General features: G+C 66.7%; 25 protein-coding genes. 8 read left to right on the plus strand and 17 right to left on the minus strand.

Annotated elements, in window-relative coordinates:
* Window positions 1–69 precede the first annotated feature (69 nt).
* From F7R26_RS28210 to F7R26_RS28225, 4 genes are all read right to left on the minus strand, one after another.
* Window positions 70–972 carry a phosphatidylglycerol lysyltransferase domain-containing protein gene (locus F7R26_RS28210; RefSeq protein WP_170301768.1) on the minus strand — a complete coding sequence of 301 codons (903 nt, stop codon included), beginning with the start codon at window positions 970–972 and terminating at the stop codon, window positions 70–72.
* The gene (locus F7R26_RS28215) at window positions 969–1,781 is read right to left on the minus strand and encodes a TIGR03084 family metal-binding protein (protein WP_150984539.1); all 813 of its coding nucleotides are present in this window, start codon (window positions 1,779–1,781) and stop codon (window positions 969–971) included. The genes F7R26_RS28210 and F7R26_RS28215 overlap by 4 nt, the downstream gene beginning before the upstream one ends.
* A gap of 108 nt (window positions 1,782–1,889) precedes the next feature.
* Window positions 1,890–2,660, minus strand: coding sequence for an AraC family transcriptional regulator (locus F7R26_RS28220; protein ID WP_170301767.1), 771 nt, complete (start codon window positions 2,658–2,660; stop codon window positions 1,890–1,892).
* Between the two features lie 291 nt (window positions 2,661–2,951).
* Window positions 2,952–4,787 carry an acyclic terpene utilization AtuA family protein gene (locus F7R26_RS28225; protein WP_150984538.1) on the minus strand — a complete coding sequence of 612 codons (1,836 nt, stop codon included), beginning with the start codon at window positions 4,785–4,787 and terminating at the stop codon, window positions 2,952–2,954.
* A 290-nt stretch (window positions 4,788–5,077) separates the two neighbouring features.
* Between F7R26_RS28225 and F7R26_RS28230 the strand changes: the two genes are divergently transcribed.
* Window positions 5,078–6,646, plus strand: a complete 1,569-nt coding sequence (locus F7R26_RS28230) for a fatty acid--CoA ligase (protein ID WP_150984537.1) — start codon at window positions 5,078–5,080, stop codon at window positions 6,644–6,646.
* 162 nt (window positions 6,647–6,808) lie between these two features.
* On the opposite strand, the gene F7R26_RS28235 is transcribed toward F7R26_RS28230, so the two are convergent.
* Complete coding sequence (locus F7R26_RS28235; RefSeq protein WP_241754558.1) at window positions 6,809–7,777, minus strand: DNA-binding protein; 969 nt, start codon at window positions 7,775–7,777, stop codon at window positions 6,809–6,811.
* A 122-nt stretch (window positions 7,778–7,899) separates the two neighbouring features.
* Between F7R26_RS28235 and F7R26_RS28240 the strand changes: the two genes are divergently transcribed.
* The 4 genes from F7R26_RS28240 to F7R26_RS28255 all read left to right on the plus strand — a co-directional run bounded on the left by F7R26_RS28240 (window position 7,900) and on the right by F7R26_RS28255 (window position 11,358).
* Window positions 7,900–9,060, plus strand: a complete 1,161-nt coding sequence (locus F7R26_RS28240) for a tyrosine-type recombinase/integrase (RefSeq protein WP_241754559.1) — start codon at window positions 7,900–7,902, stop codon at window positions 9,058–9,060.
* A 230-nt stretch (window positions 9,061–9,290) separates the two neighbouring features.
* Window positions 9,291–9,707, plus strand: a complete 417-nt coding sequence (locus tag F7R26_RS28245; protein ID WP_150984536.1) for a hypothetical protein — start codon at window positions 9,291–9,293, stop codon at window positions 9,705–9,707.
* 158 nt (window positions 9,708–9,865) lie between these two features.
* Complete coding sequence (locus tag F7R26_RS28250) at window positions 9,866–10,837, plus strand: GGDEF domain-containing protein (RefSeq protein WP_150984535.1); 972 nt, start codon at window positions 9,866–9,868, stop codon at window positions 10,835–10,837.
* A gap of 101 nt (window positions 10,838–10,938) precedes the next feature.
* Window positions 10,939–11,358, plus strand: coding sequence for a hypothetical protein (locus tag F7R26_RS28255; RefSeq protein WP_150984534.1), 420 nt, complete (start codon window positions 10,939–10,941; stop codon window positions 11,356–11,358).
* A 21-nt stretch (window positions 11,359–11,379) separates the two neighbouring features.
* Here the strand turns inward: F7R26_RS28255 and F7R26_RS28260 are convergent, their stop codons facing one another.
* The 6 genes from F7R26_RS28260 to F7R26_RS28285 form a co-directional block, all read right to left on the minus strand.
* Window positions 11,380–11,568 carry a hypothetical protein gene (locus F7R26_RS28260; protein ID WP_150984681.1) on the minus strand — a complete coding sequence of 63 codons (189 nt, stop codon included), beginning with the start codon at window positions 11,566–11,568 and terminating at the stop codon, window positions 11,380–11,382.
* Between the two features lie 386 nt (window positions 11,569–11,954).
* The gene (locus tag F7R26_RS28265; RefSeq protein WP_150984533.1) at window positions 11,955–12,335 is read right to left on the minus strand and encodes a hypothetical protein; all 381 of its coding nucleotides are present in this window, start codon (window positions 12,333–12,335) and stop codon (window positions 11,955–11,957) included.
* Window positions 12,336–12,471: 136 nt separating this feature from the next.
* A complete protein-coding gene (locus F7R26_RS28270) occupies window positions 12,472–13,038 on the minus strand; it encodes an Hsp20/alpha crystallin family protein (RefSeq protein WP_150984532.1) in 567 nt (188 codons plus the stop codon).
* 89 nt (window positions 13,039–13,127) lie between these two features.
* Window positions 13,128–13,535, minus strand: coding sequence for an Hsp20/alpha crystallin family protein (locus F7R26_RS28275; protein WP_150984531.1), 408 nt, complete (start codon window positions 13,533–13,535; stop codon window positions 13,128–13,130).
* A gap of 15 nt (window positions 13,536–13,550) precedes the next feature.
* Window positions 13,551–13,991, minus strand: coding sequence for an Hsp20/alpha crystallin family protein (locus F7R26_RS28280; protein WP_150984530.1), 441 nt, complete (start codon window positions 13,989–13,991; stop codon window positions 13,551–13,553).
* 426 nt (window positions 13,992–14,417) lie between these two features.
* Window positions 14,418–15,227 carry a sulfite exporter TauE/SafE family protein gene (locus F7R26_RS28285; RefSeq protein WP_150984680.1) on the minus strand — a complete coding sequence of 270 codons (810 nt, stop codon included), beginning with the start codon at window positions 15,225–15,227 and terminating at the stop codon, window positions 14,418–14,420.
* Window positions 15,228–15,350: 123 nt separating this feature from the next.
* On the opposite strand from F7R26_RS28285, the gene F7R26_RS28290 reads away from it, so the two are divergent.
* Entirely contained in the window at window positions 15,351–16,202 is an 852-nt protein-coding gene (locus tag F7R26_RS28290) for an AraC family transcriptional regulator (protein WP_150984529.1), read from the plus strand.
* 218 nt (window positions 16,203–16,420) lie between these two features.
* Entirely contained in the window at window positions 16,421–17,746 is a 1,326-nt protein-coding gene (gene cqsA, locus F7R26_RS28295) for an alpha-hydroxyketone-type quorum-sensing autoinducer synthase (RefSeq protein WP_338404712.1), read from the plus strand.
* A 7-nt stretch (window positions 17,747–17,753) separates the two neighbouring features.
* Here the strand turns inward: cqsA and F7R26_RS28300 are convergent, their stop codons facing one another.
* From F7R26_RS28300 to nthA, 5 genes are all read right to left on the minus strand, one after another.
* Window positions 17,754–19,106 (minus strand): sensor histidine kinase, encoded by a 1,353-nt coding sequence (locus F7R26_RS28300; protein ID WP_150984528.1) that lies wholly within the window; start codon window positions 19,104–19,106, stop codon window positions 17,754–17,756.
* Between the two features lie 129 nt (window positions 19,107–19,235).
* Window positions 19,236–19,832, minus strand: a complete 597-nt coding sequence (gene ribA, locus F7R26_RS28305) for a GTP cyclohydrolase II (RefSeq protein ID WP_150984527.1) — start codon at window positions 19,830–19,832, stop codon at window positions 19,236–19,238.
* Between the two features lie 172 nt (window positions 19,833–20,004).
* Complete coding sequence (locus F7R26_RS28310) at window positions 20,005–20,391, minus strand: nitrile hydratase accessory protein (RefSeq protein ID WP_416351341.1); 387 nt, start codon at window positions 20,389–20,391, stop codon at window positions 20,005–20,007.
* The gene (gene nthB / locus F7R26_RS28315; RefSeq protein ID WP_150984526.1) at window positions 20,384–21,055 is read right to left on the minus strand and encodes a nitrile hydratase subunit beta; all 672 of its coding nucleotides are present in this window, start codon (window positions 21,053–21,055) and stop codon (window positions 20,384–20,386) included. The genes F7R26_RS28310 and nthB overlap by 8 nt, the downstream gene beginning before the upstream one ends.
* Entirely contained in the window at window positions 21,052–21,732 is a 681-nt protein-coding gene (gene nthA / locus F7R26_RS28320) for a nitrile hydratase subunit alpha (RefSeq protein ID WP_150984525.1), read from the minus strand. Before nthA ends, nthB begins: the two co-directional genes overlap by 4 nt.
* A 391-nt stretch (window positions 21,733–22,123) precedes the next feature.
* Here nthA and F7R26_RS28325 point away from each other — a divergent pair, with 391 nt between their 5' ends.
* Complete coding sequence (locus tag F7R26_RS28325) at window positions 22,124–24,082, plus strand: hybrid sensor histidine kinase/response regulator (RefSeq protein WP_150984524.1); 1,959 nt, start codon at window positions 22,124–22,126, stop codon at window positions 24,080–24,082.
* Window positions 24,083–24,325: 243 nt separating this feature from the next.
* Here the strand turns inward: F7R26_RS28325 and F7R26_RS28330 are convergent, their stop codons facing one another.
* The gene (locus F7R26_RS28330; RefSeq protein WP_241754560.1) at window positions 24,326–25,156 is read right to left on the minus strand and encodes a sensor histidine kinase; all 831 of its coding nucleotides are present in this window, start codon (window positions 25,154–25,156) and stop codon (window positions 24,326–24,328) included.
* Window positions 25,157–25,330: the final 174 nt, after the last annotated feature.

Raw genomic sequence — 25,330 nt, forward strand, 5'->3', positions numbered from 1 at the left:
GTCTTGCGAGAACTGGCTGTGCTGCTTTGCACCTTTGTGCCCTTCTGCGACACAGATGTCGGAAGGACGTCAATCCACCCGCAATTGCACCCTGAACTTCGGCAGCAACGCGCTCGGCGCATAGGAGAGCTTGGTCTGACGGAAGTTGTCCAGGCCCATGTCCTGTTCGAAATTCAGCCACGCTACCGGGCGTGGGTACGCCGTGCAGAAGTGGTGGAACATGTACTGGTAGATGCCCTTGCAGTCCGCCAGGCCTTTGGCGAAGCGCATGGCGAAGACCGTTGGGCGGATCTCCTGCGCCAGCACGAAACCCACGGGCTGCCCTGCTATCTCGTACAGGAAGCCTTCCAGGCCAAGGCGATCGGCGTGCTGGAGGGCCTCACCGCAGGGGGTGTCGTCGGCTTCGCCGTGCGCCTTGTGCTTGGCTTGCATCCAGCCTTCATGCACGGCCAGGGCCTGGTCCGCCAGCCCCGGGTGATAGGCGCGCGCGGTGACGGCATGCGTGGCCAGCAGTTGCTTCATCAGGTTGCGCTTCTTGGCGAGCGTCGTGCCGCGATAGGCGGTGAAGTTGGCGGCGGGATAGAGGTAGTCGGCGTCGGCGCGCGATGCCGTCCAGGTGAAGATGGCGGGGTCGAGCCGCGCGACCTGGGCCGTGGACAGCGGATAGAAGCAGGCGTGCTCGCGCAGCAGCGCCCGCAGCACGTCAACCGGCGCGGTTTCCAGCGCGAACAGCGGCAGCACGTGGCGCGCGCCGTCATAGGTCACGCCGCTGATATGCGGATAGCCGCCGCCGACATAGCGGTAGGCGTGCGCTTGCCGGAACAGGTACAGGTTGGCGAAGGCGTGCTCGGAGAGGCAGGTTTCGCCAGCGTCAGCGCTGAGCTGGCGCAGCGCTGCGTCGATCCCGGCGGCAAGCGCCGGCACCAGCGGCTCGCCGTGCACGGCCTGAACGGGCGCTGCGGTGCCGTTCACCCTGCCGAAGCCGTGCGCAACACGCGCGTGCCGGCAGCCGGCCCGGTAGCGGGCGGCCCGGCGAAGCACTGGGCTTGCGCCAGCCATTGGCGGGCCGGCCCGGCGCTGTATTGCAGGCGGGTATCGTCCAGATGCCGGCGCTGCGTGACCAGCAGGCAGAAATCTTCCGCGCTGCCGCGCACGTAGTTGTCCTGCTGCGGCTCGTTCCAGGCCCACTCGCTGCCATCGGGCGCGCTCAGCGCGATATAAGGCGCGGGCCCCGGCACCGGCTCACCGCGGTTGACGAAGGTCCAGCCGTAGGTGGTGGCGCCGATATGGGCGATGTGCTTGAGGCGGGCGGTGGGCGCGCGGGCCCGGCCTGCCGTATCCCAGATGTCCTGGCCATGGGCCCAGGTCTCCATCAGCCGCGCGGTGGCAAAGCTGCGGGCGCTCATGGGTGGGCCGTACCAGGGCAGGCGGGCCTTGGGGTCGAGCGCGGCCAGCGTGCGCACCAGTTGCTCGTACAGTGGCTGCCAGTACGCCAGCAAGGCAGGGCCGTCCAGGTGGCCGTAGGTATCGCGCGCCACGGCGCTGATATGCCCGCCTCCCGCCATCAGCGCATTGAGCGCTTGCGCGTCGCGCAGGAAGGCTTGCGGGTCGGTGGCAGCCTGCAGCGCGGTCTGGTCGAAGTAGCACAGGTGGGCGATCTCGTCCCAGGCGCTCCAGTCATAGAAGGCGCTTGGCGCGCGCCATTGCGCGGGGGTGAGCGTGGCGCAAAGGGCGGCCAGCTCGCGGTATTCGTCCAGCAGGTCCTGGCAGGTTGCTTTCATGGGGCGTATCTGGCTGCCGTTGGCGGCAGGCCTGGAGAGGTTCGATGGCTTCGATTCTGGCGCGCGGCGCGCCGCTGGTCTTGTGCAAAGTGGTCGCGGGCTGGCCAGCTACGCGGGGCGATAGGCAGTCATTGGCGGCAGGCCATGTAGCGCGAGCTTGCGCGAGCCGGCGAAGATGTCGCGCGGCTTGAGCCCGTACACGCGGCGGATGGAGTGGCTGAAGTGCGTGGAATCCGGATAGCCGGTATCCAGCGCGACCTCGGCCAGGTTGGCCTCCTGGGTGACGTAGTGCAGCAGGCTGCGGGCGCGCTTCCAGGTGCGGAACGTGCGGAACGGCGTGCCGACCTCCTCCTTGAACAGGTGCAGGAAGCGGGAAAACGACAAGTTGGCGTCGCGCGCATGGTCGCTGGCGGCGCTGCGCCCGCCCGGCTCGGCCTTGATCTGGCGCACCGCCGCGGCGATGCGCGGATCGAGCGCGCGCGGCGCCAGCGGCTCGCCCAGCAACAGCGCATCGAGCAGCCCGGCGCCCAGCTCTGGCCGCCGCATGCCGCGCAGCTGGGCGATCAGGTCGCGCGCATGCTGCGCCATGCGCGGGGCCGCCAGCGCGCCGCCCGGACCGCGCAGCGGCAGGGGCAAGCGGGACATATCGACGGTCTCGGGCTCGATCAGGAAGCCGCACAGGCTGCGGCTGTCGGAAGCGATGCGGTGCGCGACGTAGGGCGGCACGAAGGCGATCTCGGCAGTTTCCCACTCGCCATCCGCCACGCTCAGGCGAAACGGCGCGTCCAGCGCCACATAAAGCAGCATGGCACCGATGGAGCGCACCGACGGCGCGCCCAGCAGGCCAACGTAGAGTACGCGGTCGGGGTCGATCCACATGAAGCTTCCGCTCGGGCGCCCGCACGGCAGGCCCGTGACGTCCGGTGTGCATGGCAAAACTGGCTGCATCTGGGTCTCACTGTTCGCGGCGCCGCGCGTGGCTAAAGTGGCCGAAGTGGCTGATGTGACTGACGGCTGGCGCCTGGTTCGGCAAGAACGCGCGGGCAGCCGCCCTGTGGCCTTGCGCGCCTGCGTCATGATGCCAGCGAAGGCGGCCCAAGAGCCGCCGGATGGGGGTTTATCCCGATGCCGCATGCCGTCGGCATCGGGATGGAGCCCATCCGGCCTGGCTCAGGCGCCCAGTGCCCGCGCCAGCGCCGGTGGCACCCGCACCGGCATGGCCAGCAGGACCTGGCCCATCCCTTTGCCCAGCGGATCGTTGCGCAGCGACGCCATGCCGCCGCCGCCCAGCGCCTGCTCGCACAGGAAGTTGAAGGCGCCGATGCCGGGCAGGAAGTAACGCGTCACCCTGCCCTTGACGTTGTGCGCAAGGAACGCGGCCACGGCGGCCTCCGTCAGCTGCGCTGCGATCAGCGGCAGGTAGGCGGCGTCGCGCGCGATGATGCCGATATTGGAGAAGTCGCCCTTGTCGCCGCTACGCCCGTACGCCAGCCGGATCAGCGGCACATCGACCCAGTCTGCGGCGGGCTCTGTGGCCGCCGCGCAAGGCGTTGATGCGCGGGCTGGCTCGGCCGCCGGCACCGCGCCGGTTGGCGTATCGCTTGCGCTGGCCAAGGTCGCGGGCAGCGGCACCGGCTGCTCGTCAAGCCACACGGCGGGCTGGACCCGCGTTTTTGGCACCAGGAAGGGAAACTGCTTGACGGCCATGCTGACCGATGGCCGCCCGCCTACCCCGGTGGTCCCGGGCGACCATGAAGTGCCTGCCGGCGCGATCTCGCGCGCGAACATTTCCAGCGCGCGCTTGTCCGGATGCGTCACCGCCAGCCACATCACCGCCTCGAACAAGGCCGGTTGCGGCACATGCGGGCCAAAGGCCGCGGCGGTGCCCAGCACGTCCAGCCGGGTCTCGGTGAAATCCGGCTGCCCGGCCCGTGCCAGCATGCCGCGGGTGCGCGCCAGGAAGGCTTCGCCGCTGCGGCGTGCCTTGCGCACGGCATCGAAGCCCACAATGGTCAGTTGCGCCGAGCAGCGGTAGCCGTCGGCATAGGTGGCCGAGACCTTGTAGCTGGCGGTCGGCGGGCGGCCCTTGGCGCCCTGGACTTCCACCAGGTCCGGTCCGGCCTGGCGCAGCGTGACGCCCGTGAAATCGCAGATCACGTCAGGCAGCAGGTAGGCCGCTGGATCGCCTATCTCGTACAGCATCTGCTCGCCGACGGTGGCGGGGCTGACCAGCCCGCCGGTGCCTGGCGGCTTGCCGACCAGGAAGGTGCCATCCGCCCGGCAGGTCACCACCGGGTAGCCGATATTGGCCCAGTCTGGCACCTGCTCCCAGTCGGTATGCAGGCCGCCGGTGGCCTGGCAGCCGCACTCGATGATGTGCCCCGCCAGGCTGCCCGCGGCGAGCAGGTCGTAGTCGGTGGGGCTCCAGTTGAACTCGTGCATCAGCACGCCCAGCGTCACCGCGCTATCCACGCAGCGCCCGGTGATCACGATATCCGCGCCGGCATCCAGCGCGGCCCGGATCGGCACGGCGCCCAGGTAGGCGTTGGCCGTCAGGATGCGGGCCGGCATCGCGGCGCCGCTTTGCATGTCGCGCGTGCCTGCCTCGCGCAGCGCGTCGAGCTGCGGCAACAGGTCGTCGCCATCGACCACCGCCACCCGCACCGTCACGCCGAGCTCCTCGGCCAGCTTGCGCACCGCCGCCGCGCAGGCCCGCGGATTCACGCCGCCGGCATTGCTCACGATGCGAATGCCCTTTTCCATGGCTGGCTTAAGCACCGAGCGCAGGGCCCCGGTGACAAAATCCAGCGCGTAGCCGGCTTCCGGGTTCTTCAGCCGTGCCGCCGCCAGCAGCGACATGGTGAGCTCAGCCAGGTAGTCGAACACCAGGTAGTCGATGTCGCCCTTGTCCACCAGCTGGACCGGGCCGATGGCGCTGTCGCCCCAGAAACCGGAGGCGCCGCCTATCCGCACGTTTTCCTTGCCCTGCCGACTTTGCTTGTTCATGGACGCGCTTCCCCTTTCGCCTCGGTCATCGATTGCCGTTGTCATCGGCGAGTCGTGGCTCGCCGGCCTTGCTGGCACGATAGCGAGTTGCGGGCATGGCGTCTTGCGTCAATTGGCTTCGGCGCCGGGCGCCCTGGCGGATCCATATATGCAAAGTGCAAATCGTTATTTCCCCAAAAGAGACGCTGGCTTTATATTCGACCGCTTTCTTTCGACCGCTTTTGTTCGACCGCTTCCGCCGGCTTGCCTTGCCCGCCGGCGCCCCCCACCCCCGCTGTTGGAGCATTGCCTTGAGCCACGTCCTTACCCTGGGCGACACCCTTTCCTGGCCCGCGCGCTACCTGCCACGCAAGACCGCGCTGGTCGCCGGCATGGGGCCGAGCCGCCGCACCTGGACCTATGCCGAGCTGGATGCGCAGGTGAACCGCCACGCTCATGCGCTGCTGTCGATCGGCGTAGGCCATGGCGATGTGGTGGCGGCCTTCCTCTACAACACGCCAGCGTTTGTTTTCAGCATGCTGGCGGCGGCCCGGGTGGGCGCGATCTTCAATCCGATCAACTACCGGCTGGCTGCCCAGGAGCTGGCCTTTATCCTGGAGGATGGCAAGGCCAGCGCCCTGTTGTTCGAGCAGGAAGGCTGCGCCGTGGTGGAAAAAGCCGCCCAGCTGGCCCCGGGCACGACACGCTGGATCTACGCGGACCCCGAGCCGGCACCGGCCTTTGCCACGCACCACCTGGCCACGCTGGCCGCGGGCCAGCCGCATGACGCGCCAGGCATCGCCGTGATTGAGAACGATCCCTGCATCCTGATGTACACCAGCGGCACCACCGGCCGCCCCAAGGGCGTGCTGCACACGCACCGCAGCAAGCTCGCGCACAACGCGATGATGCATCAGGCCATGACACTCTCGCGCGAGGACGTGGGCTTGTCGATTGCGCCGCTGAACCACACGGCGGAGCTGCACACCAGCTTCCTGCCGCGCCTGCAGCTGGGCGCCACGCAGGTGCTGCAGCGGCGCTTCGATGCCGGCGAGGCCTGGCAACTGGTCGAGGCCGAGAAAGTCACGCACTTCTTCGCCGCGCCAACCATGGTCGGCATGATGCTCAATCACCCGGACGCCCACACGCGCGATGTGTCGTCGCTGCGGCTGGTGGAGTACGGCGGCGCATCGATGGCGCCGCACCTGATCCGCGAGTGGGACCGCGTGGTTGGCGCCGGCCTGGTGCAGGTGTATGGCACCACCGAGATGGGGCCCTGCATGTCCGTGCTGTACCCGCATGAGCAGCTCAGCCGCGCCGGCTCGGCCGGCTTGCCCTCGCTCAATCACGACCTGGTGGTTGCGGTGCTGCGCGAGGACGACGCCCCAACCGATCCGGCCCAGCCTTGCGCCCCGGGCGAAGTCGGCGAGATCCTGGTGCGCGGCCCGTGCATGATGGCCGGCTACCTGAACCGCCCGGATGCCAATGCGCGCGCCCTGGCCCACGGCTGGTACCACACCGGCGACCTCGGCAGCCTGGACGAGGACGGCTACCTGTGGGTGCGCGATCGCATCGACTACATGATCAATTCGGGCGCCGAGAATGTGTATCCTCGGGAAGTCGAGGATGCGCTGATCGAGCACGCTGCCGTGCTGGAAGTGGCGGTCATCGGCGAGGCGGATGCTACCTGGGGACAGGTTGTCGGCGCTTATGTGGTGGTCAAGCCCGGGGCACAAGCTACCGCGGCATTGCTCGATGGCTTCCTGGTGGATGGCGACCGGCTGGCGGCCTACAAGCGGCCGCGCCGGTATCATTTCGTCGATGCGCTGCCGAAGACCACGAGCGGGAAAATCCAGAAGCACTTGCTGCGGGCGAGCTAAAGGAGCCGGGCCATGGGAACGCTTGTAAATCAGCAGCTTACCGGCATGTGCTGATGTCAGGTGCCAGGTGTTCCGGTGTGGAACTCCCCTCGGAATATCCAATCAATTCAACTGGTTGTGCTTCACTGTCAATGCTAGATCTGGCTTTAGGAATAGCCCTCTTTACACCTTGAACCTCGGTGGCCGGGCGGGCCTGATCGGGCGAGCCTTACGGATCGGCGGGCGTGCTGCCCGCGCAATATCCGCGTCCGGCTCTCCCCTGTTTTCCAATTGCTGCCGGTACTCGGCCAGCAAGCCATCCTGCTGCCGGACCCGCTCATCCAGCACAGCCACGGCGTTCCCCAGCTTTGCCAGTTCCTCGGCGTGGCGCCCCGCGGCTTGCGCCGCGTCGGCCAGCTTTTGCTGGGCCGCCTTGCGCTCGTTGTCCAACTGACGCTGCCCTTCGCGCAGCGCCACCCGCGCGCCGTCCAGTTCCAGCGCCATGCGCCGCTCATTGGCGCCAAAGCGATCCGCCATGGTTTCGCGCTCCTTGTCCCAAGCGGCACGCTGGCTAGCGGTATCGCGCAGCAGCGCGTCTTTCTCTTCCTGCGCGCGTCCCAGTGCGGCGCGCATGGCGTCGTTCTCGGTTTGCTGCGCCACTAGTTGCGCCTCGGCGCGGGCAGCGCGTTCGCTGGCTTCGTCCCGGGCGCGCGCCAGTTCGGCCAGGGCGTTGTCGGCCGCGTCCAGTTTCGCCATCAGGATGGCGCGCTCCTGCGCCAGCGCGGCCTGCTCCGCCTCGACGGCTGCCCTCGCCAGCGCCAGTTCCGATTCCCGCGCGGCATAGCTCGCCGATACGGTGGCACGGGCCTCGGCTTGTGCCGCATCCCAGAGATAGCGTGCGGCCTGGTTCACCGGCTCGGGCAGGTTCGCTGGCGCCGCAAACGCCTGCGGGTCCTGCAAACGCGCGCCGAGCCCGGCAAACCAGGCGTCCAGGTGCGGGCTGACGGTGTTTGGCGAGCCACGCCCGAGATGCAGCCGGATCCGTTCGATGGTTGGGCGCTGGCCGGCCAGCAGCAAGGCATCGGCGGCTTGCCAGACATCTTGCTGGGTGATGGAACGGGAGCGCGTGGCGGGCAGATTGGCGTTTTGCATGGTCCGGGCAGGTTTTTTGGCGGCGTTGGATTGCGTCCCAACGATAAGGCACGATAATGAATGGTTATCGTGCCTTATTGCTTGTTGTTGTATAATTTAATACAGCATACATCATATTTATTATGATTTCTCAAGAACCTAGCTTACTCCCAGGTGACAAGGCCGAAAACTCGCCAAAGCGCCCCGATTCCTCCATCCTGAAGCCCGCTCATGCCGATTTTCCCGCGCCGCTGCGCCCGTCCGAACTCGACCCGCTGGGCCGCCAGGCCGCCGAAGCGCTGTACCGCGAGGGCGAATCCGCCAACACGGTGGCCAGCTATCGTTCCGCCTTACGGTATTGGGCTGGTTGGTTCGCGCTGCGCTATGGCCAGCCGATCGCCCTGCCCTTGCAGCCGGCGGTCATCATCCAGTTCGTCGTAGACCACGCCACGCGGACCACGCCCCAGGGCCCGGTCAGTGAGCTGCCGCCGGCCATTGATGCGGCACTGGTCGCCCGTGGCCTCAAGGCGCGTACAGGCCCGCCAGCGTTAGCCACCCTGATGCACCGGCTGGCCGTGATTGCCAAGGCGCATCGGCTGGAAAACCTGGATAACCCCTGCGCCGACCCGGCCGCGCGTGAACTGGTGGCGCGCACGCGCCGGGCCTATGCCAAGCGCGGCGAGCGTCCCGCGCGCAAGGCGGCGCTGACGCGTGAGCCGTTATCCCGTCTGCTGGAAACCTGCGACGATTCGCTGATCGGCTTGCGCAACCGTGCGCTGCTGCTGTTCGCCTGGTCCAGCGGTGGCCGGCGGCGCTCCGAGGTGGCGGGGGCCACCGTTGCCAACCTGCGGCGCCTCGCCCCGGGCGAGTTCGTCTATCAACTGGGCTGGTCCAAGACCAACCAGGCCGGGGCCGACCTGCCTGACAACGCCAAGCCGGTGATCGGCGCGGCGGGCGCCGCGCTGGAGGCCTGGCTGGCGGCTGCGGGGATTGGCGACGGCGCGATCTTCCGGCGCGTGCGCCGTGGCGGGCATGTGGGCGAAGCGCTGTCCGACGCCGCCGTGCGCAAGATCGTCAGGCAGCGTTGCGAGGCGGCCGGGCTGGAGGGAGATTTCTCGGCGCATTCGCTGCGCTCGGGTTTCGTGACCGAGGCCGCTTCGCGCCAGGTGCCGATGGCCGAGGCCATGGCCATGACGGGGCACACCAGCGTGGCGACGCTGGTACGGTATTTCCGGGCGGCGGATGCACGCCGCTCGGTGGCGGCTGACCTGATCGGCGTGCCGGACGAGGATGCGGAGCCGTAACAACAGATGCCGCCTTCCACGTGTAGTTCTCCTTGATGCAAGGAGAACGTCTCAAATCTGATTCTGTTGCCGAGAATGCAAGGGCGCCAGGATCACGGGAGAACGGTCGTCACCGCTGGACAAGCCGCCCTGGGGCGGACAAGAATATGGGCCGGGTTGTGCACACGACCACCAGATTCCAGACCGACAATTACGGCGGCCGCTACCGGCGGTGCCAACGGGAGACTGCCATGCGGCACTGGCTTGTCCTGCTTGCGCTTGCCTGCTGCATGGGTGCGGCCCACGCCGGCAAATGCGTAAGCGGCAACAAAACGCTCTACACCGACTCCCCGTGCCCGGCCGGCTGGCAGGGCGCGGCGCTGGGCGGCAATCTCTCTCGTATCAGCCCCGAACCGGCTACCGACGCGGCCAACCAGCAGTTCCTGAAAAAGCGCGAGGCGGAGGAGCGCGAATACCAGGCGCGGCTGGTGCGCGAGCAAAACGAGGCCGCCCGCACCGAGCTCAACCAGTGTTACTGGCTGGCCAACCAGATGCGGCTGCTGGAGTCCGACTACAGTGCGCGCCGCCTGGCTCGGCTGCCGGAGCAGGAGGACTACCGCAGGCGCTACCGTAACCTGCGCGATCAGCAGGCGCGGCTGCGCTGCTGAGGCCATGGACATCGCTCGATTGCCTGTTCGATTGCCTGTTTGAATTCCGCAAGCCACTACAATATGCGCCGGGTATGCCGATATACAGGCGGTGCGCGTGCAATCGCAGCCCGAGAGCGTGATGTCGCACACCATCCCCTGCCAGTCGCCGAACCCCTATGACGCCGCCTTCGATCCCCGCCAACGAACAGCTTCGGCTGGATACGCTGCGTGCCCTGAATATCCTCGATACCTCGGCGGAGGAGCGCTTCGACCGCCTGACCCGGCTGGCGCGGCGCCTGTTTGGCGTACCCATTGCGCTGGTCAGCCTGGTGGACGCCAACCGCCAGTGGTTCAAGTCCTGCATTGGCTTGTCTTCCACCGAGTCCCCTCGCGAGGTCTCGTTCTGCGGGCACGCGATCCTCGATGACGGCATCCTGCTGGTGCCCGACGCGCTGCTCGACGAACGCTTTCACGACAACCCGCTGGTGGTGGACGAGCCCGGTATCCGCTTTTATGCGGGCTGTCCATTGTCGGTGGCCAACGGCAGCAAGCTGGGTACGCTGTGCCTGATCGACGTGCAGCCTCGCGAGTTCGGCGAGGAAGACCGCGCCTTGTTGCGCGACCTGGCTCGCATGGCCGAGCAGGAGTTGGCCGCACTGCAACTGGCCACCATGGACGAGCTGACGCTGTTGTCCAATCGCCGCGGCTTCTCGGCGCTGGCGCAACATGCGCTCAATGTGTGCAAGCGCCTGGACAAGCCCGCCACGCTGCTGTTCTTCGACCTGGATAATTTCAAAGGCATCAACGACCGCTTTGGCCATGCCGAGGGCGACCGCGCCCTGTCGGTCTTTGCCGCGCAGTTGCGCCAGTCGCTGCGTGACTCCGATGTGATCGGCCGCCTGGGCGGCGATGAGTTCGTGGCGCTGCTGACCGGCTCCAATGCCGCGCTGTGCCAGGCTACGCTGGCACGCCTGAAATCGGCCATGGATGCGATCAACGAGCAGGCGGCGCGAGGTTATGACATCGCGTTCAGCGTCGGATCCGTCCAGTTCGATGCGGCGCGCCACGATGGCACCACCGCGCTGCTGGCCGAGGCCGATGCGGCCATGTATGCCAACAAGGCATCCCGCAAGGCAAGCCAGCGCTAACCCTAGGGGTTGCTGCCAAGCCACGCGCGCACCGCCGGGCGCGCCCTCCTGCCTATACTGACAAGCAGCCCCACCGAGCCAACAAGAAAAGGAGAACGGCTATGGCACACGAGCAATTCCTGGCCAAGCAGGAGGATCGCCGCAGCGGCCTGCGCGCCCTGCGAGCCGCGCTCCTGAAGGTGCACAAGGAAGTGATCGCGCTGAATCGCACCGAGTACGAACGCCTGCATGGCCCGATCCCGGCCGGGCTGTTCGTGCAGGTTGTGACCGAGGAGACCTATTTCCGCTGGCTGGACCCGCTCTCGCGGCTGATCATCGAGATCGACGAAGAGCTGGACGCGCCCGAGCATCACGATGAAACCTGCAAGGCGGTGGCCGCGGCCACCGAGAAACTGTTTGGTCCCGACAGCGACCCGGCGTTTCGTGACCGCTACCAGCAGGCGCTGCAGGACGAGTCAGGCGTGATCGTGGCGCACGGGCAACTGATGAACGTCGTCGCGCAGTTGCGGCAACTGGTCTAGCGCGGCGGCCCGGTGCAGCGGCTACTTCGCAGGCCGGGTGACGCGTCCGTGGTCCACCGAAATCGGGTCGCTCGCGGGAAAGGTTTCCCTCAGGGCTTCGTCGAGCTCTTCTTCCGCCTGGTCAGCCTTGCTGGCAGGCGACGGCTTGGCTTTGGATGGTGCGGGCGCCTTGTGAGGCGTCGGCGCCGCTGGCTTGCTCGCATTGGTCATGGTCATGTCCCTGGACGGGTGAGTGTGACTTGATCTTAGAAGGCTTATGGGCGGGATGCCAATCCTGCGCCGATCGCGGGCGCGAAGGCAGTGCCGGGCTCCGGCGCGTCGGCCAGCGCGCGCAGGTAGCCGGCGAAGCCGTCCCGCACCCGGGCGTGCCGTCCGGCACAAGGTAGGCAGCCCGCGCCGCTGTCATGGCCGGAGACCGCCACGCGGCCTTGTCGGAAGTCTTGGCCGCAACCTGCTTGACCAACTGGGCAGCAGGCTGACACCCGCCACGATGCGGCGGCGACGGACTCCTGAAACGGGATCTTCCTGGCTGCCATGACGCCGATGCCTGGATTCGCGCCACAAGCGTCACTGGCCCAGAAGCGAATTCTGGCGCTTCACTGAATGGGCGGCACGGCACCGAGCTTCTCTGCCAGCATCCGCTCATACACGCCAAAATGCGTATCCACTTCTGTTTGACTGACGACGACAACGTCAATCGTGACCTGATCGAGCGCCAGGCCGAACATCGTGGCAAGGGCCACTTCCAGGTGGGGCGCTGCCTCTCTGTCCTTTTCGAACGTCGTGCCGATGCTGATCACGTAAGCATCGCCTTGCGCCGTGACTTCCACCAGCCGGGCCCGCGCGCTGAGGTTGTTGTCGATCGCGATCGTGACCAACTCCGCCACGCGCCGCGTCCGCTCGGTAGGGAAGCCACGCGTGCACTTGAGCCGCACCCGATGCCTGCCTAGCGTCACCCACTCGGAATCGAATTTCATCGAAGCCTCCTTCTCGCGAAGTGTTTTGCCGGGAAAAATAGAGGCCAGTCCCGCGATTTCAAGACCTCAGCTTCGCACGTGGATTCGCTGCAGGCTCACGCGAGTCTATGCCCTTGACGCAGCTTGCATCTCCCGCTCACTTCACCTCGATCTTCCTCACCGCAGATTGCGACGAACCGGTCTTGGGCAGACGCAGCGTCAATACACCGCGGTCGAAGTTCGCCTCGACGTGATCAAGGTCGACGCCATCTGGCAGCGGAATGCTGCGCATGAAGGCGCCGTATGCCCGCTCCAGCCGGTAGCAGCCGTTTTCCTCGCTCCGGATGTCCTGCTTCTTCTCACCGCGCAACACCAGGGCGCCATCTTCGATGGTGGTCTGCAGGTCCTCGCGATCCATGCCGGGCAGCTCCGCCGTAATCCTCAGCGCCGTGCCATCATCGACCACGTCGATCCGTGGCTGGAAGCGCGATGAGCTGAAGTCACCGAACCATCGATCCAGTCCCCCGAAGCCCGCGAAGGGTTCATGCAGAAGCTCGCCCATCGCACGCCATGGGTCGCTTGAAAACAGCCGCGAAACGTCAGGCCAGTCCGGTGTCCGGTGCCTTGGCGCGGGAACATTTGATGACTCGCCCGCCGGCTGCCCGTCCTCTGTCGATTTGCGTAGGAACTTGAAGGGGTTCCATTTACCCAGATCTGTTTTCATCTTGTCCTCACCGAATGTCCAGCCAATTTCCGCGGGCACTGCGGTGGCGCCCTTGCGGATGCCACCGCTACCCGGCGGGCGACGGCCACTCACGCCACGTTGACTGCAATGCGGCGTGGGCGCGCTTCGTCGCGACGCGGGATCGTCAGCTTGAGCACGCCGTCCTGCAGGTTCGCCTCGATCTTCGACGCGTCAAGGTCCGCACTCAGCGAGAAAGCGCGTGCGAAGTGCGGCTGGCGAATTTCCGCGTGTTGCACCCGCAGTCCTTGGGGGGTGGGCACGACCGCTTCCGCCTCGATATGGAGGTTGCCGTCGTGAACATTCACCTCGAGCTTGTCCCTGGTCACGCCTGGAAGGTCGGCCCAGAGGGTGACGCCGTTGCTGTTCTCGACGATATCGACCGCGGGAAGCAGTGTCATCGTCGGCGTCGACCTGTCCTCCTGACCTTTTGTCACCGCATTCTGGTCGCGTTCAACCATTTGGGTAGTTTCGTTCATGGCATTCTCCTCGCGTTACTGGACCGTGATCGCCCGGGGCTTAGAGGCTTCGCGCTTACCGACACTGATAGACAGGCAGCCGTTGGCATAGCGCGCCTGAACCTTGTCCGGGTCGGCGCTCTGCGGCAATTCGACGACGCGCCGGAACGTGCCTGTGAATCGCTCTTGCGCGTACAGCCGGACCTCCGGATCCTCCTCCGCTTGCGCCGTTTCGCGCTCGCCGCTGATGGTCAGCAAGCCCTTGTCGATCGACACCTCGAACTTGTCTGGCTTGAGCCCCGGCGCGAACGCGACGATCTCGATGGAATCGTCCGTGGCGCCGATATTGACGGGGGGGAATGCCCCGAAGCGGCCGGAGCGGATGCTGGATGGGAAGCCGCCGAACAAGCTCGCCATCTGCCTTTGCATGCGGTCGAGTTCGCTGAAGACGTCAGTTCCAAAGAAAAGGTCGCTCATGGTCGTATCCTCCTTCGACGCAGCAAGGAGGCGAAGGGGCAACGCGCTCCCATCCACCTGCCAAGCTGCTGGCAAACAAACAGAAACACGCAGCGCGCAATGGTCGCGACTGCCTGAGCAAAAATAAAATAGTAATTGGCCACCCAAATTTCAAGGGAGCAAGCCTGCGGTGTCGGAGGTCGTGTCGGCACATCCGGATGTGCCCGTGCTCGCGCCCGCCGGGGTCTTTCACCGCGACCATCTCCCGGCACACGCTGCCTGCGCGCAAGCATGGGCCGACAGCCGGAAGCGAGCCTGGCTGTTCTACGAGGATGCGATCCACCGCCGTACTCTGGGGCAGCTTCAGCGGCAACGCGTGAACTGGCATGCAGCCGGCTTGGCTGCCACACCGCAGACGCCTCTGCGCGTTCGGCTTCAGGCTTGCGCTTACTTGAACATCATGCTGACCATCACCAGGGCCAGCAGCCCGAGATAGACGCGCGCATGCACGCGGTCGGGGATGCGCCCGGCCAGCGGGGCGGCAAGGCGGATGCCGGCCAGTGCGCCGATCGATAGCAGGCCGAACGCGGCGAGGTCGATGTACCCCAGATAACCGCGGCCCAGCGCCACTGGCTGGTACCACGCCATGACCACATAGGCCAGGGTGCCCGGCACGGCAACCGGCAGGCTCAAGGGGTTCGCCATTGCCGTGGCTTGCGCCATGCTCAGGCCACGGCGGCGCAGCAGGGGCACGGTCATGACGCTGCCCCCTACGCCGAGGAACGTGGCGACCGCACCGATCGCCAGGCCGCCCGCCACCGTCTGCGCCTGCCCGAGCCGCCGCGGCGAGTCCTGCCCGGCGCGCGCAAGAAATCCGCGCCGAGCAAGGCAATCCAGCAGCGTGACGCCAAGGTAGGCCACAAAGGCAAGGCGAACCACGTCGCTGCTCGCCAGCGTGGCGGCGCCGGCGCCCACGATGGCGCCCAACCCGATGAATCCCCCCAGCGGCCACACATAGGGCCACTGGATGTTGCCCGCCAGGCGATGCGTGCGGGTGGCGAGCGAGGCGCTCAGGATCATCACCGCCGTGGAGGTCGCGACGGCAATCTGCATGGCGGACTGGCCTGGCCCAGGCGCATCGGCGGTGCTCAATGCGCGGTAAAGCAAAGGCACCACCACAAACCCGCCGCCGAAGCCGAACAAGACAGAGGTCAAGCCAGTCAGGCAGCCGAACAGGACAAAAAGGAGATAGAGCATCGCAAAGGCGGAGTGGGTTCCAGGTCCGCCCACGATACGTACGGTTGGCATGGCCAACTTTCGAAGATTGGTCAATAATATTTGTGTTTCGGCCATTCCACCCTTCCGCCGCCCTTTCCTGCCATGCGCAACGTCCGCATCGACGACTACGACCACGTGCCCAGGCCCGTGGTTGCGATCGGCACCGACTACCCCGAGGGCTACCGGCTGCCGCGCCACGCCCATCGCCGCGCGCAGCTGCTCTATGGCGCGACGGGTGTGATGCATGTGGCGACGCACGATGGCAACTGGATCGTTCCGCCGCAGCGCGCGGTCTGGATTCCGCCGGGGATGGCGCATGAGGTCACGATGCTGGGCGTCAGCACGCGCAGCCTGTATATCGAGCCCGGCGCCGTGCCGGGGCCGGGCGATACGTGCCAGGTGGTGGGGATATCCGCCTTGATGCGGCAGTTGCTGATTGGCGCGGTGGAGATGCCGGCGCACTACGATCCCGACGGCCGGGACGGCGCGCTGGTCGCCCTGCTGCTGCATGAGATCGCCGGCATGACGGCGCTGCCCTTGCATATTCCGCTGCCGCGCGATGCGCGGCTCGCGCCGCTATGCCAAGCCTTTCTCCGGCAGCCCGACACCCATGATTCGCCGCAACGCTGGGCCCTGGCGCTGCATATGAGCAGCCGGACCTTCAGCCGGTTTTTCCGCGAGCAGACCGGCATGGCGTTTTCGGCATGGCGCCAGCGCGCCTGCGTGGTCCTGGCTTTGTCCCGGCTGACCGCCGGCGACGGCGTCACGCGCATTGCCCTGGATTTCGGCTACGACAGCCCGGCGGCCTTCTCGACCATGTTCCGCCGCGTGCTGGGCCACGCCCCCACAGAATATTTGCGCCAAGGCATGGCCAGCCCGCGCGCCGCCGGCGCGCCGCTGGCCGCCGCATTGCCGCCTGCCGGCATGCCCGCCGAAGCCTTAGCCCGCATCTAGGCGTGGCGTCGCCGCGCCATTTGTCTGCTACGGAACAAGGCGAATTCCCGTACACGCGTCAGAATAGCTTGTCGGCGCAACATCAGACATGCAGCAGGCTGCATTCCGCCCCGGAACCTATATTGCAAACAAAGGACGCGGGATGCACCTGTGTTGCCTCGACCTTTATCGGCCGTTTCGGCCATTTTCTTTAGTCGGAGTACTTCATGGGGGTTGTAATGAGCAATATGGATTCGGGTTGCCTGCAAGCTAGCCGTACGTCGCACCAGGCCGCCGCAGTGGCTGCCTGGCCGGATTTTGTCACTACGCGGGTGGCGGGCCACGAGGTGGAACGCGTACAGAAGCGCTGGGGCGGCAGCCACCTGCTGCATGGCCGCCAACCCGGGCCCGACGCCGTGCATTTTTCCAGCAACGACTATCTTTGCCTGCTCGGCGAAGACAAGCTGGTGCGCGCGCAGACGGCCGCCATGCGCGGGCCGGAGAGCGAGCTGCTGATGTCGGCGGTGTTCCAGTACGGCGACAACCCCACCAGCCGGCTGGAGCGCAAGCTGGCGCAGTTCAGCGGCGCCGAGGACAGCATCCTCTGCCAGTCGGGCTGGGTGGCCAATGTGGGCCTGCTGCAGAGCATCGCCAACGAGCGCACGCCGGTCTACCTGGACATGCTGGCGCATATGTCGCTGTGGGAAGGCGCCCACGCGGCGCGCGCCCGTGCCGTGCCCTTCATGCACAACGATGCGGAGCACGCCGAGCGCCAGATCCGCAAGGAGGGCCCCGGCATCATCGTGGTGGATTCCGTCTACAGCACCAACGGCAGCCTGTGCCCGCTGACCGATTTCGTGGAGGTGGCGGAGCGTACCGGTAGTGTGATCGTGGTGGACGAGTCACATTCGCTCGGCACGCATGGCCCCGGCGGCGCGGGCCTGGTGGCGCAGCTCGGACTGTCGAAGCGGGTCCACTTCCAGACCGCCAGCCTGGCCAAGGCGTTTGGCGGCCGCGCGGGGCTGGTGACGTGTCCGTCGTCGTTCAAGGGGTATTTCGCCGCGGAATCGCGCCCGGCTATTTTCAGTTCAGGGCTGCTCAGCCATGAACTGGCCTGGTTCGACGCCGCGGCGGATTTCATCGTCGGGGCGAACGATCGCCGCAGGCAGCTGCATGCGGTATCGGCTCAGGTGCGCGAAGCGCTGTCCGGGCTGGGCTACAACGTCTCGGCAGGATCCGAGCAGATCATCGCGCTGGAGTCTGGCACCGAGGAGCAGACGCTGGTGCTGCGCAATGCCTTGCAGTCACGCGGGATCTTTGGCGCCGTGTTCTGCGCGCCGGCCACCGCGCGGGACCGCGCGCTGATGCGGCTGACCATGCATGCCCACCTCACCGCCGTGGAAATCGAGCGCCTGATCCAGGTCTGCGCGGAAATCCGCGATGAGGTGAACCTGGCCGGCTGGCGTTCCACGCAGCGCAAGCCGCGCGCGCCGGCGGCGCGCCCACCGGTGGCCATGCAGAGCACGCTGCAAGCCAGCCTCGAAGCGTTGCACGGCACGGCCTGACGCCGGCTCAGCTTCTTGCCGCGCCGTCGCCCTCCGGCCGCGGCTTGGCAAGCGGGAACTCGAGGACGAACTCCGTGTACTCATGTTCGACCGAGCTGCAATGGATGCGCCCGTCCCAGGCCTCGAGCGTCTCGCGGCAAAAGGCCAGGCCGATGCCGGTGCCCTCGTTGCGCGGGTAGGTGTGGAAACGCTTGAAGATGGACGGCAGCTCGCGCTCCGGCACGCCGGTGCCGGTGTCGCGGAAGATCAGCCGGTTGCGCCGGGTGCCGCGCTCCAGCCGCAGCCGGATATCGCCGTGCCCTGCCCGCGCCAGCGCGTGCAGCGCGTTCTTGATCAGGTTGAACAGCACCATGACCATCAGCTTCTGGTCCGCGTGGATCAGGAAATCCTCTTCCAGATCCACGCGCACCAGCTCCCGCTGGCTGGCTTCGAAGGGGTAGCGGGAGATCGCTTCCTCCACGGCCTGGCCGAGCAGGAAAACCTCGCTGGGCCCGTGCAGGGCCTTGACGCGCGCATTGACCAGCAGCACGTCGATGCCGTGGTTCATGCGGTCAACCTCCAGCTGGATCCGCGGCAGCGCATCCTTGAGCAGGCCAAAATGGGCTCGCGGCAGGTGCAGCGAGTTCTCCGGCGTCTCGTTTTCCTCATAGAAACGGATCAGCCCCGGCAGGTACCGGCCCATGCCGAGCGCCGTGGAGCCGATGCTGCGGATCGGCGTGCGCAACTCATGGGCCACCGTGCCCAGTGCAATCGCCATGCCGTCCAGCTTTTCCTGGATCAGGATGCGCTGGTCGATCTTCAGCACAGCAATGGTACAGATGGTGAAACCGATGATCGGCAGCTCCATCGGCCAGTTCACCTCCAGCATCGCGGCGGGCGGTGGCGTCACGTAGTTGTAGACGAGCCACGCCAGGGCGGTGCCCACCAGCAGGGAGGTGGCGCCACCCAGCCAGCCGCTGAAGTTGAAGAGGATGATGACGGCGATCACGAGCGACTGGGACCACACCAGGTTGCCGTGATTCATCAAATACATGTAGACGAAAAAAAACGACAGGCTGTACGTCAGGGTCGCCAAAAAATGCGCAGGAAGCCATTTTTTGTCACGCAGATCGCGCGAGACGATCAGCGGCAGGCACATGACCATGGCCACCAGCCGCAGGACCAGGCTCTCGTAAGGCTGGGGAAACCAGAATTTCCAGATCAGGTAGAACGCCGGGTAGCCCGTAAAGGCGAGCCACCCCAGCAGGCGGATGCGCTTGACCTGGGCCGGCTGGCGGATATCGAGATGGACTTCCCTGGCAAGCACCCGGCGCAGGCGCATCGCGCTTTCACCGCAACTGCGTTGAATCTGGGCAAGCATGTTGAGAACCGGCTTAGGGCTGATGGTGGCAACGATGCGAAAGTGTAGCCGGATAGCCCGGTTCTTTTCTCGATTTTGTGCGCTTTTCGCGGCTTAGACCGGAATCCGCTGCTGGCTTGCCCCGCAGCGTCAATCCAGCAGGTGGCCCATGCGCTCGCGCTTGGTCTCCAGGTATTTTTCGTTCTCGGCGTTGGACGGCACGATATGGCGCATTTGCTCGACCACCTTGATGCCCGCGGCTTCCAGCGCCTGCTTCTTCTTGGGATTGTTGCTCATCAGCCGGATCGACTTGACGCCCCACTGATGCAGCAGGTCGGCGGCAAAGGCGTAGTTGCGGCTATCGATTTCCTGGCCCAGCGCCAGGTTGGCGTCGACGGTGTCGAGCCCGCCGTCCTGCAGCGCGTAGGCGCGGATCTTGTGGCCCAGGCCAATCCCGCGCCCTTCCTGGCCGCGCAGGTACAACAGGATGCCGCGGCCTTCCTCGGCGATCTTCTTCATGGCCAGGTCGAGCTGCTCGCCGCAGTCGCAACGGCACGAGCCGAACACGTCGCCGGTGAGGCATTCGGAGTGCAGGCGGGTCAGCACAGCCTCGCCGGCGATGTCGCCAACGCTTAACGCAAGGTGTTCGATGCCCGAAACGGCACCCTTGAAGGCGTGGGCGGTAAATTCGCCAAAACGGGTCGGCAAGCGGGCCGAGCCGATCAGCTGGATCTCTGTGTCGTTCATGTCAGTCGGAGTGTTGCGCCGGCCTTGGCGGCGCGGCATCGGGGCGCTTGATAGCGTCTAGTCCGCTACGGTAGCACGAGCGGGGCCGGATCGCTGGCGGGCAAGTGGCCGGGCGCGCTCCGGCGGCATGTCTTTGGCCTGAACGTTGCGTTGAAACCTGCCCCCTGGCGCCTTAGCCAAGCTCGATGGGCTGGCCGTGGGGCGTGCGCCGGGCCGCCGCGTCCCACGCGTCGCGCCGCTTCAGCAGCGCGCTGGCGTCGACCAGGCCTTTGGCCGCCGCGAGCCGCTCCAGCGCGGTCAGCCAGAAGCGGTAGTAATGCTCGCCGTTGTCGGGATCCCCGCCTGCCTGGGCTTCGCGGATGACCTGGGACAGGGTGGCCGCCCATTCCGTCCAGGTAAAGGCGCCGCGCGCATGCAGGGCGAGCGCCAGCGCAAAGGCCTGTGCTTCCCACGGCTCACGGAACACCGGTCCGGTGCTGTCGCAAGGCAGTGCCGGCAGTGCTGCCCGCATGGCCAGCAGGCTTGCGGGCGAGGGCAAAGTTGACGCCGGATCAGCCATGGGCCACCTCCGCCGGGTCAAGGTAGGACTCCCAGCAATCCACACAGACCGAGGCCGCGGTGGTGTCGGGGCCCCACAACTCGGTGGCGGCAAAGCGCACCGTGTAGAGCCACTGTGGCTGGTCGCCCGCCCCGGCGGCGCTGGCGTCCGGGAACACATGGGCGCCGTGCAAAGCCGCGATCTCGCCCTGCCGTCCACGGCAATAGCGTGGCAGCCGGGTGTGGCCGGCGGGATGCATCTGGCGGGTGCGTACCCGGTCGCCCACCTGGAAGCGGGCTGCGCCCGGCGCGGGCCGGGCGCTGGGCGTGCCGCGCGCCAGGGCCGGGGCGACCTGATCCGCGCTCAGGATGCGCGCGAGGGGCAGCGGCGGCGCGGTGGATACGCCGCTGGCGATTTCTTCCGCGCTGGCCATGCCGGTCCTGAGCAGCATGGCTCTAAGGCCTTCGAACCAGATCTGGTAGTAGCTGCTGCCAAGGTACTGCCCCGGCGGCAGGCTTTCGCGGGCCGCGCGCATGGTGTCGATATTCCATTTGCCGAGCGCACCCATGGCGAGCGTCAGTGCGAGCATGCGGCGCTCCCAGCCAGCGTGGAATATCGGCTCACCGGGTTCCGGGCGAACCGGGCCGAAGCCCTGCATGCCGCCGAGGTCCTGGCCACCGTTCATTGCGGCTCCCCTGCTGTTGCCGGCGTGGTCACATCCGGCAGCAGGCCCGTGCCGATCATCGCGTCACGGGTCACCAGTTCCGCCAGCGCTTGCTCGCTCCAGCCCTCGGTGCCGGCCGGGCGCATGGGCAGTACCAGGTAGCGCAGCTCGGCGGTGGAGTCCCACACCTGGATCTGCACCGCCTGCGGCAGCGAAAAGCCAAAATCGCGCAGCACGCCGCGCGGGTCGATTACCGCCCGCGCGCGGTATGGCGCGGACTTGTACCAGACCGGTGGCAGCCCCAGCACCGGCCAGGGATAGCAGGAGCACAGGGTGCAGACCACCATGTTGTGGGTGGCGGGCGTGTTCTCCAGCACAATCATGTGCTCGCCCTGGCGCCCGGTAAAACCGAGCGAGGCGATGGCCGCGGTGGCGTCCGCCAGCAGCCACGCCTTGTAGGCCGGATCGGACCAGGCCTTGGCGACCACGCGCGCCCCGTTGCGTGGGCCGATGTGTTGCTCGTAGGTCTCGATCAGGACATCCAGCGCGGCCGGGTCGACATAGCCCTTCTCCACCAGCAGGGATTCCAGCGCGCGCACGCGCAGGTCCATCTCGGAGAGCGTGCTGCCGCCGTGCTCATGTTCATGGTCATGGTCATGCGGGGGACTGGCTGGCGAGCCGGGGGAATCTTGGCGCATCGATGTCTGGGGAGAGCGTTCCGGGATCGTTCTGGCATGGACACTGCTGACCGCTCAGTATGGCCGCGCGTGCGGCGCCTGGCAATCCGGGCCGCCCGGCACCCTCCTCATGCCGGGTCCTGCACGTGGGCACGGCTTTTGCGCCATTTCCTCCATCCGGGCCTCCAGGTGCCCCGAGCCAGGCCTGCCGGCTCCGGGGCCGCGCCCGCAAACCGTGGCCGGCCAAGGGGAAACGCAGCCTTCGGCATATCAGGGGGGAATCGTGGCGCAAACGCTACATGCAGAAAATACCGATCGGGGACTTGACGTCCTTGAAGTTCTTACAAGCTCCGCCCCGCGCTAGCCCCACGCAACGCACGAGCGGATATGGAGCCACTTCGCTGAGTTCACCATGAACATCCTGCCCTCTCCCATCAACGCCAGGCGCCCGCTGATCCTCAACGTGGACGATAGCGACGGGGCTCGCTACGTCAAGGGCCGCATCCTGCAGCGCGCGGGCTTCTCCGTGCTGGAGGCAGCGAGCGGACAGGCTGCGCTGTCGCTGGTGCGCCAGCATGCCCCGGACCTGGTGCTGCTGGACGTGAAGCTGCCCGACATCAGTGGGCTGGAGGTGTGCCGGCTGATCAAGAGCGATCCCGAGACCGCCAGCACGCTGGTGCTGCAGACTTCATCTGCGCTAACCGAATCGCGCCACCGGGTTCAGGCCCTGGATGGCGGCGCCGACAGCTACCTGATCGAGCCCGTGGATGCGGAAGAACTGGTGTCGAGCATCAATGCCCTGCTGCGCATGCGCAAGGCCGAGGAGGCCTCCCGCCAGTCGTCGCAAGCGCTGCGCGAGAACGAGGAACTGTTCCGCCAGCTGGCCGAGAATCTCTCCGATGCGCTGTGGATCCTGGACCCCGCCGAGAGCCAGTTCCTGTTCATGAGCCCGTCGTTTGCCAAGCTCTGGGGGCGCCCGGTGGAAGACCTCAAGCACAACCCGCGCAACTGGCTCGCCAGCGTGCACGCCGAGGACCGCGAGCGCATGGAGGCTGCATTCGATGCCATGCTGCGCGACGGCCATATGGATGCGCAATTCCGGCTCGAGCGCGGCGATGGCGAAGTCAGCGAGGTCCGCGCGCGCGCATTCCCGGTCTCCAACACGGCCGGCGTGTTCTATCGCGTGGCTGGCATCTGCCAGGACATCACTCCGCAAAAGCGCGCCGAGCGCATGCTGCTGGACGAGGACCGCCGCAAGGACGATTTCCTCGCCATGCTGGCCCACGAACTGCGCAACCCGCTCGCACCGATGCGCAGCGCCGCCGACTTGCTGATGCGCTGCGCGCCGAGCCGAGAGGACACCTTCAAGGCGCGCGACATCATCGCCCGCCAACTGCATCACCTGACCCGCCTAGTGGATGACCTGCTCGATATTTCACGCTTCACCCAGGGCCGGATCGTGCTGCGCGACGACCTGGTCGAGCTGCGCACCGCGCTGAGCACCGCCGTGGAAGCCGTGCGCCCGTTGATCGATTCGCGCGGCCACTCGCTGCGGCTGAGCGTGCCCGAGGGGCCAATGCCCGTACGCGGCGACCTGGTGCGGCTGACGCAGATCTTCAGCAACCTGCTGCACAACGCGGCGCGCTACACCCAGCCGGACGGCCAGCTCTCGCTGGAAGTCACCAGCGATGGCACGCTGCTCACGGTCCGGGTGCGGGACAACGGCCCCGGCTTGTCGCTACAGGCGCTGCAAGCCATCTTCGACCCAACCACCGCGCATCACGGCGACAAGCCCCGCGGCACCACCGGGCAGGAAGGCATGGGCATCGGGCTGTCGCTGGTGCAAAAGCTGGTCAGGCTGCATGGCGGCGCTGTATACGCGCAGAGCGCGGGCGCGGGCCTGGGCTGCACCTTTGTGGTGGAGTTGCCCGCGCAGCCGTGGCAGAGCTGGCAGCCCGAAGTGGGCAAGCTACGCTCCCCGCTGGGCACGCCGCGCACGGTGATGGTGGTGGACGACAACATCGATGCGCTGGAGGCCATGGCGCTCACGCTGGAGGCGATGGGACACACGGTAGTGACCGCCATCGACGGGCCGGCCGCCATCGTGCGCGCGGTCAAGGCGCAGCCCGACGTGATCTTGCTGGATATCGGGATGCCGGCCATGGATGGCTTCGAGATTGCGCAACGGCTACGTGCCATACCGGAGTTGCAGCATGTGCGGCTGGTAGCGTTGACGGGTTATAGCCAGCCAGCTGACCGGCAGCGGACCGCCGAAGCCGGTTTTGACCAGCATCTGGTGAAGCCGGTGGACCTGGAGGCGTTGTCGCGGATGCTGGATGAACTTGGGGAGCCGGTTGCCCCCCGACCTTGATTCTTCGGAGACGGAGCATGCAGATGCACTTTCATATCACGCCCGAGCCTGATCAAAACCCGCCACCGCCGGAGGTGCCGCCGCCGGAGGTGCCTGATCCCGATCCGCCCATGCCCGTGAGCGATCCGCCGCCAGGCGACAGGCCCCCGCCGCCGCAGCGGGCCTGAGGCTTCGAAGCCAAACTGAAAACGGCGTTTCGCAGGCGCCATGCACTTTATGCCGCAACCGGTAAAAAATACGGGCTCAAGGGGTTCCGGGCGGCGTGGCATGCAGCGGAAAACTCACTGCAATGCACACCGATCCGCTATCGGTCGAACAGCCCTGCCCTTCGGCCTCGATGTGCGCCCCATGCATTTCCACCAGCCGCCTGGCGAGCAGCAGCGCAGTGCCTTGGCGTGGCGCATATACGCCACCCTGGGCCTTGCGCCGGCGGAAGAAATCGGAGAGCACGGCTATGCGCTCTTCCTTGCGTGCGCCGGTGGGCGCCCGGCTCTCGGTAATGCGCAGCCGGATCCGCCCGGGCTCGGGCTTGAGGTGCGCCTCCACGGTATCGGCGCTGCGCGCATGGCGGATGCAATGCACCAGCAGGTGACGCAGCAGCGGATCCAGGCGGCGCGGGTCGGCGTCGATCAGCAGGGCAGCGGCAGGCTGCCCCTCAAGGCCATCCACACACCCCGCGGCCAGGGTGACGCCGCGCGCCTCGGCCAGCGGGCGTACCTCGTCCGTCGCCTTCTGCAATGCGGCCAGCAGGTCTACGCGCTCCCACTGCGGCGCGCTGTCGTCGGCCAGCAGCGCCACCGCCTCCTCCATGTGTTCGATCAGTTCCAGTTGCTGCAGCATGCCGGTGCGGATGCCGCTGAGCGCCCGCTGCGTGGAGGCGGGAGGCGTGTCGAGCGAGTGGTCCAGCACGTAGGCCCAGCTCTGCACCCCGTTAAGCGCGGAGCGCAGGTCATGCGCCACCTGGCTGATCAACGTGGCGACCTCCGCGGCACTCTGGATCGGCTCGCTGGGTTCAACCGTCGCGGGATGATCCGATGCTTCGGGGCCCTCTGAAGGATGATGTTGCTGCGACATGGATACCTTTTTGGGGATTCCTTTTGGGGCTGCATGCTCGCCCGGTTGTCATGCAATAACCATTCCGCTCGCGCTAATGGAAGGCATCCGTGTAGCGCGAAACCGTAATCCCGGGTCGCACCCTACCAATTTTGGGTATCCGATCCAGCGGCGGCGGGCCAGCAGTGCTGGCGG

The sequence above is a fragment of the Cupriavidus basilensis genome (genome assembly GCF_008801925.2).
GTDB lineage: Bacteria > Pseudomonadota > Gammaproteobacteria > Burkholderiales > Burkholderiaceae > Cupriavidus > Cupriavidus basilensis.